The organism is Mesorhizobium sp. YR577, from assembly GCF_900116595.1.
Taxonomy (GTDB): domain Bacteria; phylum Pseudomonadota; class Alphaproteobacteria; order Rhizobiales; family Rhizobiaceae; genus Mesorhizobium_M.
Genome location: NZ_FPBI01000001.1, coordinates 204,844 through 222,161, shown reverse-complemented (window position 1 = coordinate 222,161; position 17,318 = coordinate 204,844). Strand labels below are relative to the sequence as shown.

Annotated in this window: 17 protein-coding genes; 5 read left to right on the top strand and 12 right to left on the bottom strand. The window is 62.6% G+C overall.

All coding sequences use genetic code 11. The features are described 5' to 3' along the window. The first annotated feature begins 211 nt into the window (after positions 1-211). Positions 212-811, top strand: coding sequence for a polyhydroxyalkanoate synthesis repressor PhaR (gene phaR / locus BM413_RS01085; RefSeq protein WP_091909199.1), 600 nt, complete (start codon positions 212-214; stop codon positions 809-811). A gap of 205 nt (positions 812-1,016) precedes the next feature. On the opposite strand, the gene BM413_RS01080 is transcribed toward phaR, so the two are convergent. From BM413_RS01080 to BM413_RS01070, 3 genes are all read right to left on the bottom strand, one after another. Then, positions 1,017-2,387, bottom strand: a complete 1,371-nt coding sequence (locus tag BM413_RS01080) for a PepSY-associated TM helix domain-containing protein (protein WP_091909196.1) — start codon at positions 2,385-2,387, stop codon at positions 1,017-1,019. Between the two features lie 62 nt (positions 2,388-2,449). Continuing rightward, positions 2,450-2,848 (bottom strand): DUF2946 family protein, encoded by a 399-nt coding sequence (locus BM413_RS01075; protein WP_175544222.1) that lies wholly within the window; start codon positions 2,846-2,848, stop codon positions 2,450-2,452. A 272-nt stretch (positions 2,849-3,120) separates the two neighbouring features. Continuing rightward, positions 3,121-4,707: a gamma-glutamyltransferase family protein gene (locus BM413_RS01070; protein WP_175544221.1), complete on the bottom strand. Its 1,587-nt coding sequence runs from the start codon at positions 4,705-4,707 to the stop codon at positions 3,121-3,123. A 127-nt stretch (positions 4,708-4,834) separates the two neighbouring features. Between BM413_RS01070 and BM413_RS01065 the strand changes: the two genes are divergently transcribed. Further along, a complete protein-coding gene (locus tag BM413_RS01065; RefSeq protein WP_091909189.1) occupies positions 4,835-5,263 on the top strand; it encodes a GlcG/HbpS family heme-binding protein in 429 nt (142 codons plus the stop codon). Positions 5,264-5,483: 220 nt separating this feature from the next. Here BM413_RS01065 and BM413_RS33385 read toward each other — a convergent pair whose 3' ends face one another. Then, complete coding sequence (locus BM413_RS33385; protein WP_210188893.1) at positions 5,484-5,702, bottom strand: hypothetical protein; 219 nt, start codon at positions 5,700-5,702, stop codon at positions 5,484-5,486. An 84-nt stretch (positions 5,703-5,786) separates the two neighbouring features. On the opposite strand from BM413_RS33385, the gene BM413_RS01060 reads away from it, so the two are divergent. Further along, entirely contained in the window at positions 5,787-6,422 is a 636-nt protein-coding gene (locus BM413_RS01060) for a DUF1062 domain-containing protein (protein ID WP_091909187.1), read from the top strand. A gap of 5 nt (positions 6,423-6,427) precedes the next feature. Here BM413_RS01060 and BM413_RS01055 read toward each other — a convergent pair whose 3' ends face one another. From BM413_RS01055 to mtgA, 3 genes are all read right to left on the bottom strand, one after another. After that, positions 6,428-6,832 carry a hypothetical protein gene (locus BM413_RS01055; RefSeq protein ID WP_091909184.1) on the bottom strand — a complete coding sequence of 135 codons (405 nt, stop codon included), beginning with the start codon at positions 6,830-6,832 and terminating at the stop codon, positions 6,428-6,430. A gap of 142 nt (positions 6,833-6,974) precedes the next feature. Continuing rightward, a complete protein-coding gene (rpmF, locus tag BM413_RS01050) occupies positions 6,975-7,157 on the bottom strand; it encodes a 50S ribosomal protein L32 (RefSeq protein ID WP_008834724.1) in 183 nt (60 codons plus the stop codon). 144 nt (positions 7,158-7,301) lie between these two features. Next, a complete protein-coding gene (mtgA, locus tag BM413_RS01045; RefSeq protein WP_091910235.1) occupies positions 7,302-8,009 on the bottom strand; it encodes a monofunctional biosynthetic peptidoglycan transglycosylase in 708 nt (235 codons plus the stop codon). Between the two features lie 156 nt (positions 8,010-8,165). Here mtgA and BM413_RS01040 point away from each other — a divergent pair, with 156 nt between their 5' ends. After that, positions 8,166-9,083, top strand: coding sequence for a polyprenyl synthetase family protein (locus BM413_RS01040; RefSeq protein WP_091909181.1), 918 nt, complete (start codon positions 8,166-8,168; stop codon positions 9,081-9,083). A 125-nt stretch (positions 9,084-9,208) separates the two neighbouring features. Beyond that, positions 9,209-11,569 (top strand): response regulator, encoded by a 2,361-nt coding sequence (locus tag BM413_RS01035; RefSeq protein ID WP_091909179.1) that lies wholly within the window; start codon positions 9,209-9,211, stop codon positions 11,567-11,569. A 6-nt stretch (positions 11,570-11,575) separates the two neighbouring features. Here the strand turns inward: BM413_RS01035 and BM413_RS01030 are convergent, their stop codons facing one another. The 5 genes from BM413_RS01030 to ispG all read right to left on the bottom strand — a co-directional run bounded on the left by BM413_RS01030 (position 11,576) and on the right by ispG (position 17,193). Further along, positions 11,576-12,037 carry a hypothetical protein gene (locus BM413_RS01030; protein ID WP_091909177.1) on the bottom strand — a complete coding sequence of 154 codons (462 nt, stop codon included), beginning with the start codon at positions 12,035-12,037 and terminating at the stop codon, positions 11,576-11,578. Positions 12,038-12,188: 151 nt separating this feature from the next. Next, positions 12,189-13,934, bottom strand: coding sequence for a gamma-glutamyltransferase (ggt, locus tag BM413_RS01025; RefSeq protein ID WP_091909175.1), 1,746 nt, complete (start codon positions 13,932-13,934; stop codon positions 12,189-12,191). A gap of 112 nt (positions 13,935-14,046) precedes the next feature. Continuing rightward, the gene (locus tag BM413_RS01020) at positions 14,047-14,910 is read right to left on the bottom strand and encodes a hypothetical protein (protein WP_139238538.1); all 864 of its coding nucleotides are present in this window, start codon (positions 14,908-14,910) and stop codon (positions 14,047-14,049) included. 177 nt (positions 14,911-15,087) lie between these two features. Then, a complete protein-coding gene (locus BM413_RS01015) occupies positions 15,088-15,939 on the bottom strand; it encodes a lytic transglycosylase domain-containing protein (RefSeq protein ID WP_091909172.1) in 852 nt (283 codons plus the stop codon). Between the two features lie 3 nt (positions 15,940-15,942). Continuing rightward, entirely contained in the window at positions 15,943-17,193 is a 1,251-nt protein-coding gene (gene ispG, locus BM413_RS01010) for a flavodoxin-dependent (E)-4-hydroxy-3-methylbut-2-enyl-diphosphate synthase (protein ID WP_091909171.1), read from the bottom strand. Positions 17,194-17,318: the final 125 nt, after the last annotated feature.

Genomic DNA, 17,318 nt, shown 5'->3' with positions numbered 1-17,318 from the left:
AGGAACCCGAGTCAAACTGGAAATCGATGGGTCAGGATTGCTGCCGCAATAAAACGCAGCCAAAAAATCGCCCGCGCAACGCAGCATTTCCGCACAAAATTCCCGCACTGCACAAAGCGCTTGGAATTGCAGACGTTTTGCGCATATCCTCGCCATGGCGCAATCGTTACCGGCTGCATACTTCGCGTTCCGGTCCCTGGGGAGGAATTTGATGCCCGCAAAAGACGATCCGGTCGTGATCAAGAAATACGCCAACCGCCGACTCTACAACACAGGCACCAGCACCTATGTGACGCTCGAGGACTTGGCCGAGATGGTCAAGAAGGGCGAGGAATTCACCGTGCAGGACGCCAAGACCGGCGAGGACATCACCCACCCGGTGCTGACGCAGATCATTTTCGAGCTGGAGAACAAGGATGGGCAGAACATGCTGCCGATCCCGTTCCTGCGCCAGCTCATCGCCTTTTATGGCGACCAGATGCAGATGATCGTGCCGAGCTTCCTCGAACAGTCGATGGTGGCTTTCGCCAAGGAGCAGGAACGCTTTCGCGAGCAGATGAAAACCTCTCTCGGCAAGTCGCCGATGGAGATGATGAAGCTTGCGCCGATGAAGGCGCTGGAAGAACAGACGCGCCGCAACATGGAAATGTTCCAGAACGCCATGCGCCTGTTCACGCCCTTCCCGCAGGGCGGCACTGCCTCCGCACCCGCCGAGCCGGCAAAGCAGGAAAGTTCTGAAAAGCCGGGCGACCTTCAGGAGCTGAAGGAGCAGATTGCTGCCATGCAGCGGAAGATCGATTCTATGGGGTGAGAAACGTCCGGCCTTTGGCCGGCGAAAAGCCAACGATTTGGCTTTTCGAGTTTCGAACGCCCGGAGCCCTAGCGAAGGGCCGGGGCAGCGGTGCCTCGTTGAAGGTGCGAACTGCAGAAGGCCTTAAACGGCCCCTCACCCTTACCCTCTCCCCGTGAAGGACGGGGAGAGGGGGTCGCCAGCGTTGCGGCCAGCCTCCTTCTCCTCAAACCTTCCCAACCATCCGCACCCGCCCAAACGCCCAATCCAGCGCCAGCATCACCACCAGCGATACCCCGACGAGCGGAAACACCACCCCGCCGACCGCAAGAATCGCAATCAGCCCGCGAAACACGCGCCTGTCCGACGGCATGGGCGGCACGCCGAGCGAACCTTGCGGCCTACGCTTCCACCACATGACGCCCGCCGAAACGGCAAGCGCGACGATGGCGATGCAAGCTGCCAGCAGCACAAGCTGATTGGCGAGACCGAACTGCTGGCCGAGGTGGACATTGATCCCCCACTCGAGCCATTTGCCGAGCGGCCCGTAATCGGCATAGCTCATGTCGATCAGCGGCTTGCCCGAATACTGGTCGAGGTGAACCACCCGTTGCTGCGACAGGTCGTCTGGATAGACGGAGCCGGTATAGACGCCGGTGGGTGTCGACGGAATGTTGACGGCATAGCCGCGATGCAGGCCGAGCCGGTCGAACGTCGAGACCGCATCGTCCAGGCTGATCGGGGTGGCGCCGTGGTGTCCGGCGGGCGATTGCGGAACCTGCGCCTGTTCGAGCGACCATGATGTCTTGGCGACATGATCGAGATGCTCGTCCGACATCGGCACCGCGATCCGCACGCCTGCTGGATAGCCGAAATTGCTGCCGTTGGCCCATTCGTTGACCTTGCCGCCCCAGACGCCCGACCACGGCATGCCGGTGATCGCCAGGAAGACGATGAAGAAGCCGACGAAAATGCCGGTGACGGCATGGGTGTCGCGCCAGAACACCCGTCGCTTCGGGGTTCCGCGCACGCTGACGACGCCGCCCGTCTGCCGGCGCGGCCACCACAGATAGATGCCGGTGCCGACAAGCAGGACCGACCAGCCGGCAGCGATCTCGATCACCATGCGGGCGGTCGACCCGAAATATTTCAGGCTGTGCAGGTAGCGGATAGTCCACATCACCGTTCCGCGATCGGGGAGCGAGCCGAGCACCTTGCCGTCATAGGGATCGACATAGACCGCCAGCTTGCCTTGCGTCTCGGTATTGACGGTGATCTCGGCCGATGAATTTGGCGAATCGGGATCGGTGAATTTGACGGCAGTGCCGGGATGGGCAGCGAGAGCTGCGGCCACCATGGCGGACGGCGTCGCCTTGGCCGCGCTCTCGCGGATTTCAACGCGTTTCAGGTCGGCATGAATGACTGCATCCAGCTCGTCCCGAAACAGATAGAGCGCGCCGGTGACGGCCAGCGTGATCATGAAGGGCAGGACCAGCAGGCCCGCATAGAAATGCCAGCGCCAGACGGCGCGGTAAAGGTCGGACGCGGATTGCGCGGCAATGCCGGCACTTTCCCGCCCGATGGTCAGATCGGACATGAGTGTCTCCATAGGCGTGAAATATCGAACGGCCTGTCAGGCCGGTTTCGTATCGCTCGACGTCACATGGAGAGTGGTGGTGCCCTGGCTTCTGCGAGAAGGCCTCGGAAGACCGACTGGAAGACGTCGGCTTGCTCGAAGCGCACCGCATTCGTGTCTTTCGGCGCGGCATAGGCAAAGACCGCGAGTTGGCCAAGAACCGCCGGCGTGGCGGTCGCGGCAAGCTGGCAGAGCGTCGCGCAAGGGCATTGGAACGCCTTGTCTACCGGCGAGCCGCCGGGCTCTTTTGCGGCGGTAGAGATCGTTCCGTCCGAAGCGCAGATGACATGCAAGGGATCGAGGGCCGAAGCGGCCATGGCCCCTTGCGAGAAGCCGGCAACCAGCCCCTGAAGCAACAGCATATAGCCGATCAGCGCAGCAATCGCGCCGACCGACAGCCTGTCCTTCAAGAGGTGCCGCATGAGCTTCATGCAGCGTCAATGACATGCCCGCGCCTCGAAGTCACTGCGGCGCGATGTGCCGTAGGATGCTCACCTGCCAAGGCAAGAACCCCCACCCCTAGCCCCTCCCCACACGGGGGAGGGAAACCTAACGGCATCCGCGCAAGGCGCCGATCATGAACGGTTTCGCACCGCATGTCGGCCGCAAAATCCCCCTCCCCCTTGTGGGGAGGGGTTAGGGGTGGGGGGTCCTAAGGCGATCAACCCGATTTTCCATATGCGATGGTCCTGCATCACCAGCCCAGCGCCAGCCCGTCCTTGCGCGGGTCCGAGCCGCCGATCAGGAAGCCATTCTCGTCGTCGATGACGATGACCTGGCCGCCACCATGCGGCTTGGCCGCGTCGCGCAGCGCATGGCCCTTCTTCGCAAGCGTCTCGCGCACCTCCGCCGAGATTCCGGCCTCAGCCTCGAGCACGCCATCCTCGGCCCAGAACAGCCGCGCGTGGTCGAGCGCCTCCTGCGGGTCCATGCCGTGATCGGCAAGGTTGGAGAAGACATGGGCGTGGCCCATCGGCTGATAGGCGCCGCCCATGACGCCGAACGATACGGCCGCCTTGCCATCCTTCAGCGCCATCGCCGGGATGATGGTGTGCATGGGCCGCTTGCGCGGGCCGAGTTCGTTGGGGTGGCCTTCCTCCAGCGAAAAGCAGGCGCCACGATTCTGCAGCGCGATGCCGGATTTCGGCGTCACGATCTTGGAGCCGAAACTGTCATAGACCGAGTTGATGAAGGAGACGGCGCGGCGGTCGCGGTCGACCACCGTGAGGTAGACCGTGTCGGAGGCCGGCGTCTTCGGCAGCACGATCTTTGCATTGCGCCGCGCCGGATCGATTCCTTCGGCGAGTGCGGCGGTATAGGCGTCCGAAAGCAGCTGCGCCGGCGTCACCGTCATCGACTTCGGGTCGGCGACCAGATGGTCGCGCACCGAATAGGCCAGCCGCGCCGCCTCGATCTCGAGATGATAGCGCTCGGCACTGTCGGGGGAGAGCTTGCCGGTGCCGACCTTGGCCATCAGGTTGAGCAGGATGAGCGCGGTGATACCCTGCCCGTTCGGTGGAATTTCGAGAATATCGTAGCCGTTATAGCGGGTCGAGATCAGCTCGACCCAGTCGGCGGAAGTCGCGGCAAGGTCATCCTCGGTCATGAAGCCGCCCTTGGCGCGGATCGTGGCGGCGATTTCGGCAGCGACCTCGCCTTCGTAGAAAGCTTTAGCGCCCTGCGTGGCGATCTTGCGCAACGTTGCTGCCAGCGCCGGCACCTTGTGGCGTGTGCCGAGAGCAGGCGCCTTGCCATCGACCAGATAGTGCCGGGCGGCACCCTCGTCTGCCGCGAGTTCCTCGACCACACCCACCCAATCCGAGGCGACGCGCGGATGCACCGCATAACCGTTCTCGGCATAGGCAATCGCGTCCGCAAACAGCCGCTCGAAGGAGAGCTTGCCGAAGCGGGCATGCAGCATTTCCCAGGCATTGATGGCGCCGGGCACGGTCACCGAATGCGGCCCGCTTTCCGGCACGGCGCTGTAACCGAGATCGCGCAGGCGTGCCGCGTCCGCTCCAGCAGGCGCGCGGCCGGAGCCGTTCAAACCATGAATGGAGCCGTCAGGCTCGGCCAGGATGACAAAACAATCACCGCCGATGCCGGTCATATGCGGCTCGACCACGGTAAGCGTTGCCGAGGCAGCGATGGCCGCATCGACGGCGTTGCCGCCTTCTTTCAGCACTGCGATTGCCGCAGCGGTTGCCAGCGGATGCGAGGTCGCGGCCATGCCGTTTTCCGCGTAGACGGGCGAGCGCCCCGGCACATCGAATCTTCTCAAGCGTCAATTCCCTCATTGCGGCTGGTCATGGCCGATCTGGCAAAACAGCTTCTTTTCCGGAAGGCATACAAATTTCACGCCCCGCCGCATAAAAGCAATGGGCCAAATCGGCCCTAGAGGAGAAACCATGCCAAGCCTGACACTCGCCAAGACTAACGAAATCATCGATGCCGCTTTTGCCAAGGCGAAGGAAATCAATCTCAAGCCGCTTGGCATTGTCGTGTTCGATGCCGGCGGGCATGTCATCGCGTTCCAGAAGCAGGACGGCGCATCGTTCCTGCGATTCGAGATCGCGTCGGGCAAGGCCTATGGCGCGCTGGCGGTCGGCGCAGGCTCGCGCCGGGTGGAGGCCATGGCCAAGGAGCGTCCGCATTTCATGCAGGGCCTGTCCGGCGTTTCCGGCGGCAAGGTCGTGCCGGTTGCCGGCGGCGTGCTGATCCGCTCGCAGGGGGAGGTCATCGGCGCGGTCGGCGTTTCCGGCGACACCTCCGACAATGACGAGCTGGTGGCAATCGCCGGCATCCAGGCCGCCGGTTTCGAAGCCGACGGCGGCTGATCTGAGGGTTGGATCGGGCGATTCACCCCCACCCCTAACCCCTCCCCACAAGGGGGAGGGAACCTTGCTGTACCACCCGCCCGACCTCATTCTTGGTCTCCAAGCGATGGAAATCATTCCCCTCCCCCTTGTGGGGAGGGGTTAGGGGTGGGGGTCTTATCAGCCGGAAAGACTCCAAGCGCAGCGGCAGCGTTTTCGGCCTTCGCGGCCACTTCCCATCCTATTCGGGTTTCGCTACAAACGCGCTCCAGCGCAACAATCCCAGGTTCGGCTCGTCTTGCCTTTGTAATTCCGGTCTCGTCAGTTCCACCAGAAACGCGGCATGGCGCAGGCCTGTCGCAATCGCGAATTTGCGTTCTTCAGGTGGCGGATCGAGACCGGGATGGCATGGCTGGACTGCCGCTGGTGTCATCGCCGCCGGCTCGCCCTTGATCCGCACCCGACTTCTGCCAAACCGTGCCTCGCCTGAGGCTCTCCGACACCGCCGTCTTGAGGAACTTCCGACCAGGAAGATCAAGCCGGCATGTCAGACGTACTCTGCGTCCAATGGACCATTATCCCTCAAACCGCCCCGCAACCCTGGCTTCCCTGCCGCCGATGCGGCGACATCAGGCCCTTCAGCAGCTCAGGCAAGGCCAGGGTCAACGCCAATGGCAAGCGCATCGATGCCTGTTTGATCTATCGCTGCATCGACTGCGACGGCACCTGGAACCGCCCGCTGCTGGAGCGCCGCAATGTCCGCTCGATCGATCCGGGCCTGCTGCACGCGCTGCGCACGAACGACCCCGAATGGACGGCGCGATTGGCCTTCGATCTCGACGACCTGCGGCGCAGCGCCGAACGGGTCGAAGAGTTCGGCGACGTTGAAGTTCGAAAGAACGTCGTCTCAGGTAATCCCCACTCCGCAGCGAAAATGGAAATCCATCTCGCTGCGCCGTCCAAAACCAGCTTGCGCGTCGACCGTCTTCTGGCGAATGAACTTGGCCTGTCGCGAAGCCGCATACAGGCACTGCATGACAAAGAGTGCCTGACCGCAACGGCGGACAGGCATTTCATGCGGCGACCGGCAAAGGACGGGATGCGCATTACCGTCGATCTGTCGGGCGAAAGCGACCGCCATCTTGTCGCGATGACGGCGGCCGGCGTCGACAGCAGCTGAGTGCGTCAGCTCAGATTGACGTCGCGCCCTGCGGAGCGGAGCGAAACCGAGAAGCCACCGAGCACGTCGATCAGCGCAATCACCATCAGCGTGAAGAAGACGGGATGCGCAGCACTCCTGACCAGCAGGAACTCGACCAGGAAGGCGACGAAGACGAAGGTCGAAAGCAGGTGATCGACGATCGAGGCATTGGAGGTGCGCGTCGATTTCATCATCTCGACGAAGAGCAGAAGCAGCGCCACGACGATGAGCAGATCGCCGACCGTCATCGTCCAGATGCCGCCCGACATCATCTGCACGGAAAACATCTGCGTGGCGAAAGGATCGCCGGTGCCCGAACCGAACAGGCCGGCAAGGCCGAGATTGAACAGGATGAAGGGGATGATCAGCAGCGGCACAAGGGACAGCATCTATTCTCTTTTCTCGCAAAGAACGGCGAAACGCCTTGGTAGACTAACAGGTCATCCGATTGAACGCCTGACAAACGAAAAAGGACCGGCGCGCGGCCAGTCCCTTGATCGTTTCACCGCATAACGGCGCGAGGAAGGCTTCTCAGCTTTCCTTGGGCGTCAGAACCTGGCGACCGCGATACATGCCGGTCTTCAGGTCGATGTGGTGCGGACGGCGCATTTCGCCCGAGTTCTTGTCTTCGACATAGGTCGGAGCCTTCAGCGCATCCGCCGAACGGCGCATGCCACGCTTGGAAGGCGAGGTCTTTCGTTTTGGCACAGCCATGGAATTGCTCCATCCATCGTAAAAGCCCCGACTGCCCTCGCTAAAGGGCCGCACGTAACAGGCCGTAATCTGAGATAAGTGGCGTGCCTATACACGGCAAAGCCGCGATTGACCAGCACCGCGGCGAATTTTTTTCGATCCAGCCTAGTCGACGCAGCCGACATAGGCGCCAGCGCGTGAAGCCCGGCGCTGGACGAGGTTGGCGAGCCGCTTCAAACCGGCACCGGCTCTCGCCGGATTGCGATCGATCGGATTGGGCAGCGTCACTGCAAGCAGAGCGGCCTGCCGTGCCGTGAGCTGTTTGGCCGGAACGCCGAAATGATGCTGGGCGGCAGCCTCGATGCCATAGATGCCCGGCCCCCATTCGGCGATGTTGAGATAGATCTCCATGATCCGCTTCTTCGACAGGACCGCGTCGAAGTAAACCGCCAGCGGCACCTCCAGCCCCTTGCGGATCATCGAGCGGCCTTGCCAGAGATAAAGGTTCTTCACCGTCTGCATGGGAATGGTCGATGCCCCGCGCGTCGCCTCCCCGGCCAGCGCATCGTCTATCACCAGCCGCAGTTCGCCCCAGTCGATGCCCCGGTGCGAGCAGAACTGGCCATCTTCCGACATGATGACGGAGTGCGCCAGCACCGGCGCGACATCGTCGATCGAAACCCAGCGGCGGTCGTAGCCTGAAAACGTCGCCAGATCCTTCAGCATCAAGGTCGAGACCGGATGTATGAAGGGCAGCATGTAGAGAAACGTCAGCACAGCGGGAATCAGCGCAACGCCGATGGCCGCGAGGATGGCGCGGCGAACCCACACGCGCATATCGCCGAGCGATCTTGCCTTCCGCCTCGGTGCCATTTCGAGCCCCCGCGTCTCGGGATCGATTATTGGTTCGTCCAAGCCTTCTGTCCCTCAGCGCTCCTTGCCTTCGGCATAATGGCGCTTGGCCGGCAGCGCAATGTCTCAATGCGACGAACTTGACCGCGGCTGCGATTGCCGTAAACCGTGGCGGCCATGATCGAGGAAGACATTTTGCCGTTCGAAGCCCACCTTGAGTTGCGCGCCCAGTCTGTCGAGGCGCTGCTGCGACGCCTGCTCGACGAGCGCATCCTGCCCGGCGAGATTGTCCGGCCGGGCACGCTGCTGGCCGCCATGCGCCATGGCGTGCTGAACGGCGGCAAGCGCCTGCGCCCCTTTCTGGTGCTGGAAAGTGCAGCCCTTTTTGAAGCAGACGGCGAGGCAGCACTGCGCGTCGCCGCAGCGCTCGAATGCGTGCACTGCTACTCGCTGATCCACGACGATCTGCCTGCCATGGACGACGACGATCTGCGCCGCGGCCAGCCGACCGTGCACCGCGCCTTCGACGAGGCCAGCGCCATCCTGGCCGGCGACAGCCTTTTGACCTACGCCTTCGACATTATCGCCGATGAGGCGACGGAACTGCCGGCGCAGCGAAAGCTCGACCTCGTGCTAGGCCTTTCGCGGGCAGCCGGCATCGGCGGCATGGCCGGCGGCCAGGCGCTCGACCTCGAGGCAGAGCGCAAGCGCCCCGACGAGACCGGCATCATCACGCTGCAGGCGATGAAGACCGGCGCGCTGATCCGCTACGGCTGCGAGGCCGGCGCCATCCTTGCCGGTGCAGCACCCGCCGACCGCGAGCGGCTTGCCGAATTCGGCTCGGCCATCGGCCTTGCCTTCCAGCTTGCCGACGACCTGCTCGACCTGACGTCTAACGCGGAAACCATGGGCAAGGCGACCGGCAAGGATGCTGCCGCCGGCAAGGCGACGCTGGTCGGATTGCATGGCGCGAACTGGGCTCAGGATCAACTGCACGGCCTGGTGGAACAGGCGCATCTTCTGCTTGAGCCCTACGGCGAACGCGCCGCCCTCTTGAAAGATGCGGCCAGCTTCGTCGCCGACCGGCGCAAATAGGCTGAATCTCCACACACCCTGGCGCAACCTGCGGGAGAACCGGTGATTCTCGATCACGAAATTTTAATGTAAATCAAGCGTAATCCGGCTCTGTAAAATTGTGCGTATGTGTCCGGAGTGTGTGCGTGCCAGATTATTCGCTGTTCATCCGTTCGATCCGGATCAGATATCTGTCGGGTTTGCTGATTTTCGCGCTGACCTCGGGCGCGATCTTCTACACGCTGAACAGCATGAACCAGCTGCGCAACGCGATCGACCAGATCGGCGGCAACCTCACCACGCTCGGGCGCGATCTTCGCAACGCCACGACATTCTCCGAGACCGCAACCACCGCCTGGCGCGCCGACACCCGCGCCGACCTTTCCAATGCCGCGAGCGGCCACGCCAACCGGCTGCAGGAAAAAATCGACGCGCTGACCGCCGATCTCGCCGCGGTGCGGAACGATCTTTCAGCAAAAACCATCGGTGATCTCGATTCCGCTTCGGTCAATGGCGACCTGTTCTGGTCGGCGCGCGATATCGTGCGCAATCTCGGCGTGCTTGCCGGCGCGCAGAAGATCGACGAGTGGGGCAATCGCGAAATCCGCAACCAGAACGATCTTTTCGCCCAGCCTCTGCTGATCCGCGCCCGCACCGCACTCGATCGCGAGCGCGCATTCGTCGAGCACCGCAGCGACACGTTCCTGTCCTATGCCGGACTGGCGCTGATTGCGGTGCTTGGACTTGTTGCACTGTGGATATTCCGGCCGATGGAAAAGGCGATTCGCAAGGCCTTTGCCGAGTCGGCGGAATCACTGTTCCAGGCCGAGGCCGCCGACCGGGCCAAATCCGAATTCCTCGCCAATATGAGCCATGAAATCCGCACGCCGATGAACGGCGTTCTCGGCATGGCCGAGCTTCTGGCCAAGACCGAGCTGACGCCGCGCCAGAAGACCTTCACCGACGTGATCGTCAAATCCGGCAACGCACTGCTGACCATCATCAACGACATTCTCGATTTTTCGAAGATCAATGCCGGCCAGCTCACGCTCGACCCCGCGCCGTTCCGTCTTTCGGAGGCGGTCGAGGACGTCGCCACGCTGGTTTCGGCACGCGTCGCTGAAAAGAACCTCGAGCTCATCGTTCGCGTCGACCCCCGCCTGCCGGCCCATGTCGTCGGCGATGTCGGGCGCTTCCGCCAGATCATCACCAACATGCTCGGCAATGCGGTAAAGTTCACCGAGAAGGGCCACGTTCTCATCGACGTTTCCGGCACGGTCGAGGACGGCACCGTTCAGTTGAAGGTTCGCGTCGAGGACACCGGCATCGGCATTCCCGCCGAGAAGCTGCAGACCGTGTTCGAGAAATTCGCGCAGGTCGACAATTCTTCCACGCGCCGTCACGAAGGCACCGGCCTGGGCCTCGCCATTGCCGCGCGGCTTGTCGACCTGATGGGCGGCACGATCGGCATCGAGAGCGAGGTCGGGCGTGGCTCCGTGTTCTGGTTCACCGTGCCACTGCCGGCGCATGAGGCCACCGCGCAGACCGAGATCGTGCCGACCGATGTCACCGGCGCGCGCGTTCTGGTCATCGACGACAACCCGGTCAACCGCGACATCCTGCTCGAACAGCTCAGAAGCTGGGGCTTCGATTGCGCCGCTGCGGAGACGGGCGCCGTCGGCCTCGCCTTCCTCGACCGCGCCCACCAGCTCGGCGCGACGGTGGACTGCGTCATCCTCGACTACCAGATGCCCGGCATGAACGGCGCCGACGTCGCCAAGGCGATGTCCTCCGACAGCCGGCTTGCCTCCATCCCCGTCGTGCTGCTCACTTCGGTCGACCAGGTCGATTTCGGCCGCCTCGTGCTCGATTACGGCATTGCCGCGCACCTGACCAAGCCGGCCCGTTCGGCGATACTTCTGGGCACCGTCATCGGCGCGATCCAGAAGGCGCGCACCCAGCTTGGCAAGGCGGCGCAATTCGTGCGGGAGGCCGCACCTGTTGTCGCACCAGCGCCGGCGCCCAAACCCGCAACACCTGCCTTCACCGTCTTGCGCGGCTCGGCTGCCACGACGCCCATGCAGAGTACGGCACAGCCCTCGGCCAATGTACCGCTCGACATCCTCGTGGCCGAGGACAACGAAGTGAACCAGCTTGTCTTCGGCCAGATCCTCGACGGTCTCGGCCTATCCTACAGGATCGCCGCCAACGGCCGCACCGCGGTGGAGATGTACCGCACCTTCAGCCCGCGCCTGATCCTGATGGATGTGTCGATGCCGGAGATGAACGGCTATGAGGCCACGCGCGCCATCCGCACCGCCGAGGCCGCCATCGGCGCGCATACGCCGATCATCGGCGTCACCGCCCATGCGCTGAAGGGCGACCGCGAGAAATGCATCGACGCCGGCATGGACGACTACCTGCCCAAGCCGATCTCGCCTGACCGCCTCGGCACCAAGATCGGCGCGTGGCTGAGCGAGACGACGGAGTTGGCGCGGTCGGCCTAGAGGCTGTTACGGCCCATCCTGAATGGTGACGATCTTGGCATCGAAGGCCTTGCAGGCGCTGTCCTTGCAGATGCCGTTGATCCAGACCTGGCCGTCGCCGAACATGATGCCCTGATAATTCACGAACAGGTCTTCATATTTCTGATCCTCGACCACCTTGGCGATCTTGGGCGTGAAAATGGCGTCGTAATGGGTGACGAAATCCTTCTCGGATTTGATCTCCGTATCCTTGCCGCTGATCTTCACGCTGATCGGATAATCGACCAGCGCCGCGACCGCCTTGGCATCCTTGCCCTTCACGCCCTGCTGCAACGCCTTGATGACCGTCTCATACTGGGCGTGGTTGCCGAGCGCCTCGTCGATCGCCTGGTTCGTCGTTTTCGCGTCCTGTGCGTAGGCTGGGAAAGACCCCATCGCCATAAGAGCCGTCAAACCGGCAGCCAGAACAATGGATCGCGTTCCTGTCATTCTTTTTTCCTCGTCAAAAGCGCAGGCAGCCCCACAAGCATGGCAGCCTAAACCGAACCCGTTCGCTCACTCAATTCAAACCAGCGAACATCCCTCTTCCTCGAAGGAACAGCGTTAACGCTCGAAAAAGGCAATAAGCTGTCAGGGCCTTTTAATACCCACGCGGCGCTCCCGCAGCAGCGCGGCTGTCCATCGCACCGTAATAGCGCGCGCCGCCACCCTTCTCGATTTCGGCCACACTCTTGCCGCCGATGATTATGCCCGCGGCCTGCCCCCAGATCGTCCAGTCCGGGTCGATATCGACATCATGTCCCATGCCGGTGAGCAGACGCCGCGTGTCAGGCGACAGCGCATAGGGCTCCATATAGACCTTATCGGGCAGCCATTGGTGGTGGATGCGCGGCGCGTCGATCGCTTCCTGGATGTTCATGCCGTGATCGATGACGTTGACGATCGCTTCCAGCGTAATCGTGATAATGCGCGCGCCGCCGGGGCTGCCGATGACCATGAACGGCTTGCCGTCTTTGGAAACGATGGTCGGGCTCATCGAGGACAGCGGCGTCTTCTTCGGCTCGATCGCATTGGCTTCGCCCTGAACCAGCCCGTAGAGATTGGGCACGCCCGGCTTGGCGGTGAAATCGTCCATTTCGTTGTTGAGCAGGATACCGGTTCCCGGCGCCACGACGCCGGCGCCGAAAGAGCCGTTGAGCGTGTAGGTGACGGCGACCGCGTTGCCCTCGTCGTCGACGATGGAATAATGCGTCGTCTCGTTGCTCTCGCCAAAACCCTCCGGCTTCAGATCCTGCGAAACGCCCGCTTTGAACGGGCTGATCTTGGTGCGGATTTCCCTGGCATAATTCTTGTCGAGCAGCTTCTCGACCGGATTTTTCACGAAATCAGGATCGCCAAGTGCCGTATTGCGATCGACATAGGCATGCCGCATCGCCTCGATCATGACATGTGTGGTGTCGGCCGAACCGTAGCCGAGATAGGAAAGCGGATAGCCTTCCAGCACGTTGAGGATTTCGCAGATGATGACCCCGCCCGAACTCGGCGGCGGCGAGGAGACGATCTCATAGCCGCGATAATTGCACTTGATCGGCTCCAGTTCGCGCACCGAGTACTGCTCGAAATCCTCCTTCGCCAGAATGCCCTTCATCGACATGCTGGCATTGACGATCGCGTCGGCAATCGGCCCCTTGTAGAAAGCGTCCGGCCCCTTTTCAGAAATGCTGGAAAGCGACGCGGCAAGTTCAGGCTGAACAAGCGTCTCGCCGGCAGCGTAGGGCTTGCCATCCGGCTTGAGGAAAATTGCTGCCGCCGCAGGGTCCTTCGCCAGCTTCTTGGCGCCACCCTCCAGCGAGGTCGCGTCACCCTCCTCCAGCGCAAAACCTTCCTTGGCCAGACGTATCGCCGGCGCCATAAGATCCTCACGCGACAGTTTTCCATATTTGGTCCGGGCAGTCTCAAATCCCATGACCGAGCCCGGTACGCCGACGGCAAGATAGCCGCTGGTGCTGAGGCCCTTTATGAACTCGCCCTTGTCATCGAGATACATCGTCTTGGTCGAGGCAAGCGGCGCGCGCTCGCGGAAATCCAGGAACGTCGTCTTGCCGTCCTTCAGGCGGATGGTCATGAAGCCGCCGCCGCCGATATTGCCGGCGGTCGGGTAGACCACTGCCAGCGCGTAGCCGACCGCAACCGCCGCATCCACGGCGTTGCCGCCCTTCTTCAGCACGTCGACGCCGACCTCCGACGCCAGATGCTGCGCGGTCACCACCATGCCGTGCTCCGCTTCCAGCGGCTCGGGCGATACGGCAAAGGCGGACGATAATGGGATGAAGCCGACCGCGCTGGTAATGGCAAGGATGATCGATCTGCGAAAGGATTTTTCCATGTGGCTGCCTCCTTGGATTCTGATCCCCGACAGACAAGCCCGTCACGCCGGCCGTGTCCAGCACGAATGACCTGGGCAGCATCCGCTCAGGGACACGTTGAATGATGCCCTGTCAGGCTGGGTGATCGGCGCCGCAATCCGCTCGCAGAGTGGCGAAGGCGGCCTGCGCGATGGCGTCCTGACCTGCCTGCATATCGGCAAGGAAATCGTCGTAAGCCTGCCAGAGCGGTGGCAATATCTCGACGGGACTACCCGGCTTGCCTTCGCAACTGACAAACCCCGCGGCCTCCGCATCGACAAAAATATTGCGGACATGCGTTCGCGAGACGCCAAGACGATCGGCGATCGAGCCGAAACTCTGCTCGCGGGGGTAGCGCGAAAGTGCTGCCTGCGCCACGAGCAGGAACGCGCAATAGCCGGCGTTGCGGGAGAGAAACGTCATTATCGGTTGGTGGCGCGTGAAAACCGTGGCCTTGTCGAGCGCCAGAAACATTGCTTTGCGTATTGCAAAATGCACCCGGGGATCCTGCCGCAAGGTCCAATCGTGCCCGCGATCAGGATAAAGATCGTACAGGAAGCGATGGTAGACGGCGAGATGATCACGATCATGCGCCAGCAACTGCTCGGTCGGCTTGAGGATGCGCACCCTGATATCCGACGGAGATTCGACCGAAACGACGTAGCCCACCTGACGAAAGCGGGCGACGAGATCCTCGACACGGCGCGCACTTGCCAGACCGCGCTCCACAAGAACATTTTGAACCTGCCCGAGCGTTGCCCAGGTCGTCCGGTCATCCTCGTCGTGGGCGACATGGAAGCCGACGAGAAGCGCCCTCAGCATGATCGTGCCGGAATCGATCATGAGCCGGGTGACGAAGCGGTTGTCGGCAAACAACCCTACCAGGGCATCGATATGCGCGCGCCGCGCCTCGGCAAAACGGGGATGAGCCAGTATCTCTTCCGCCGTCTTGCTCATCTGCCTCGCCAGGTGCGAAAGCGCCGCGCCTTCTCCATCCAGTCCGTTCCCATTCTGCAAGTCGATCACATAGAACATGCAACCACAAGACGTTGTTGCGGCGAGTGACGCCGCAATTGAAAATCGGACAGGAAATCGGCTTCGCTGCCTCGGTTATGCCGGTGAATACTTCCGGATCTACCTGTTTCGCATCACCACGCAGGCGCCGCCGGCGCCACGCAACTTCTGGCAGATGATGTCGGCCGTGGCCCGGTTGTCGGCGCCTATCCTGACCGCGTAGATGCCGCGCCGGCCGATGGGCGAGCGTATGCGGCTGACCACCGGATCGTAACCACGCAGCAGCGCCGGGAATTTCGCCCTCTCGCGCTGCCATTGGCGGATGGCCGCCGACTGGCGGAAATTGCCCGCCACCTGAATGCCCCACGGCTTGACGTTTATGCGCGACATGGGAATGGTCGCCGTCCTGACGATCGGCAGCCTGCGGCAGGCTTCGGAAAACTCCTGCTTCTTATCGAGCGGGTGAATGGTGCCGGCATAGGAAGCGTTGGTGAAATTGTCCGCCGGCTCGCCCATGATGTCGAGCACGTAGTTTTCCGTTTCCATCGGCAGGAAGCCGCCGGAGGAGAGCCAGCGCGACACCCGGGTCTCGCCGGCATTGTAGGCGGCAGCCGCCAGGCCGAGGTTGCCGAAGCCGGTTTTGAGCTCGCCGAGATATTTGGCCGATGCCTCGATCGCCTGCTCGATGTCGAACGGGTCGACCAGCCCGCGTATCCTGGCCGTGCCGGGCATGAACTGGGCAATGCCTTCCGCGCCTGCAGGGCTGACCGCATTGGCGTCGAAGCGGCTTTCCTTCCAGATCAGACGGGCAAAGAAATCGCGCGGCACGCCGAAGCGGCCGGCATGGGTGTCGATGAGATTGCAGATGCGACCGACCGTCACCGGTTTTGTCCGTCCGGGCGGGTCGGCAAGGGCTGTGTCGCTCCAGGCGATCACGCAAAAGAGCAGGGCTGCTTTTGCGAGGCTGCGCATGCGCTACTCTGCTGCCTGCTTGCCGCGGCCGAACCGCTGCTCGATATAGTCGGCGACCAGCCTTTCGAAATCCTCGGCAATAGAGGGACCGCGCAGCGTCACCGCTTTCTTGCCGTCGATGAAGACGGGAGCTGCCGGCATCTCGCCGGTACCGGGCAGTGAAATGCCGATATCGGCATGCTTCGATTCGCCGGGTCCGTTGACGATGCAGCCCATGACCGCAACCTTGAGCTCTTCGACGCCCGGATATTTGTCGCGCCACACCGGCATGTTCTTGCGCAGATCGGCCTGGATGTTCTGGGCCAGTTCCTGGAACACCGTCGAGGTCGTGCGGCCACAGCCTGGGCATGCCGCCACGATCGGCACGAACTGGCGGAAACCCATGGTCTGCAGAAGTTCCTGCGACACCTGCACCTCGCGGGTGCGGTCGCCATTGGGCTCCGGCGTCAGCGAAATGCGGATCGTGTCGCCGATGCCCTGCTGCAACAGGATGCCCATGGCCGCCGACGAGGCGACGATGCCCTTGGAGCCCATGCCGGCCTCGGTGAGGCCCAGATGCAGCGCGTGGTCGGAGCGCTGCGCCAGCATCGTATAGACGGCGATGAGGTCCTGCACCTGGCTGACCTTGGCCGACAGGATGATCTTGTCGCGCGGCAAGCCGATTTCCTCGGCGAGGTCGGCCGAGATCAGCGCCGACTGCACGATCGCCTCGCGCGTCACTTCCTGCGCCGTCAGCGGCGAACCGCTGTTCTGGTTCTCGTCCATCAGCTTCGTCAGAAGCTCCTGGTCGAGCGAACCCCAGTTGACGCCGATGCGAACCGGCTTGTCGTATCTGATCGCCATTTCGACGATCGCCGCGAACTGCTTGTCCTTCTTGTCCTTGAAGCCGACATTGCCCGGATTGATGCGGTATTTCGCCAGCGCCTCGGCGCAGGCCGGGTGATCGGCAAGCAGCTTGTGGCCGATATAATGGAAGTCGCCGACCAGTGGTACATTGATGCCGAGCCGCTCCAGCCGCTCGCGGATCGCGGGCACTGCGGCAGCCGATTCGTCGCGGTCGACGGTGATGCGCACGATCTCGGAGCCGGCACGATGGAGTGCCGCAACCTGCGCCACGGTCTGGTCGATATCGGCGGTGTCCGTATTGGTCATCGACTGAACGACGACCGGCGCACTGCCGCCGACGATTACGCCACCGACGTCGACGCCGACCGAGTGGCGGCGGGGAAATGGGGAGGAAAAATATCCGGTCATTGCCGGCAGCCTCTTTGCGAAAAGGTAGTCGCGCCTGACGTGGAGGACGCCGCGCCCGATGTCAATGGCCGCGACGTTTCGCTCACCCGTCAGTCTATATCGAGCAGCATTATTGAACCAAAGGG

Excerpts from the sequence above, each read along its gene's own strand:
- BM413_RS01060 (WP_091909187.1), top strand. The coding sequence starts at position 5,787 with ATGTCAGACGTACTCTGCGTCCAATGGACCATTATCCCTCAAACCGCC.
- phaR (WP_091909199.1), top strand. The coding sequence starts at position 212 with ATGCCCGCAAAAGACGATCCGGTCGTGATCAAGAAATACGCCAACCGC.
- BM413_RS01040 (WP_091909181.1), top strand. The coding sequence starts at position 8,166 with ATGATCGAGGAAGACATTTTGCCGTTCGAAGCCCACCTTGAGTTGCGC.
- BM413_RS01065 (WP_091909189.1), top strand. The coding sequence starts at position 4,835 with ATGCCAAGCCTGACACTCGCCAAGACTAACGAAATCATCGATGCCGCT.
- rpmF (WP_008834724.1), bottom strand. The coding sequence starts at position 7,157 with ATGGCTGTGCCAAAACGAAAGACCTCGCCTTCCAAGCGTGGCATGCGC.
- mtgA (WP_091910235.1), bottom strand. The coding sequence starts at position 8,009 with ATGGCACCGAGGCGGAAGGCAAGATCGCTCGGCGATATGCGCGTGTGG.
- BM413_RS01020 (WP_139238538.1), bottom strand. The coding sequence starts at position 14,910 with ATGAGCAAGACGGCGGAAGAGATACTGGCTCATCCCCGTTTTGCCGAG.
- BM413_RS01075 (WP_175544222.1), bottom strand. The coding sequence starts at position 2,848 with ATGCGGCACCTCTTGAAGGACAGGCTGTCGGTCGGCGCGATTGCTGCG.
- BM413_RS01015 (WP_091909172.1), bottom strand. The coding sequence starts at position 15,939 with ATGCGCAGCCTCGCAAAAGCAGCCCTGCTCTTTTGCGTGATCGCCTGG.
- BM413_RS01055 (WP_091909184.1), bottom strand. The coding sequence starts at position 6,832 with ATGCTGTCCCTTGTGCCGCTGCTGATCATCCCCTTCATCCTGTTCAAT.
- BM413_RS01080 (WP_091909196.1), bottom strand. The coding sequence starts at position 2,387 with ATGTCCGATCTGACCATCGGGCGGGAAAGTGCCGGCATTGCCGCGCAA.
- ispG (WP_091909171.1), bottom strand. The coding sequence starts at position 17,193 with ATGACCGGATATTTTTCCTCCCCATTTCCCCGCCGCCACTCGGTCGGC.
- BM413_RS01030 (WP_091909177.1), bottom strand. The coding sequence starts at position 12,037 with ATGACAGGAACGCGATCCATTGTTCTGGCTGCCGGTTTGACGGCTCTT.
- ggt (WP_091909175.1), bottom strand. The coding sequence starts at position 13,934 with ATGGAAAAATCCTTTCGCAGATCGATCATCCTTGCCATTACCAGCGCG.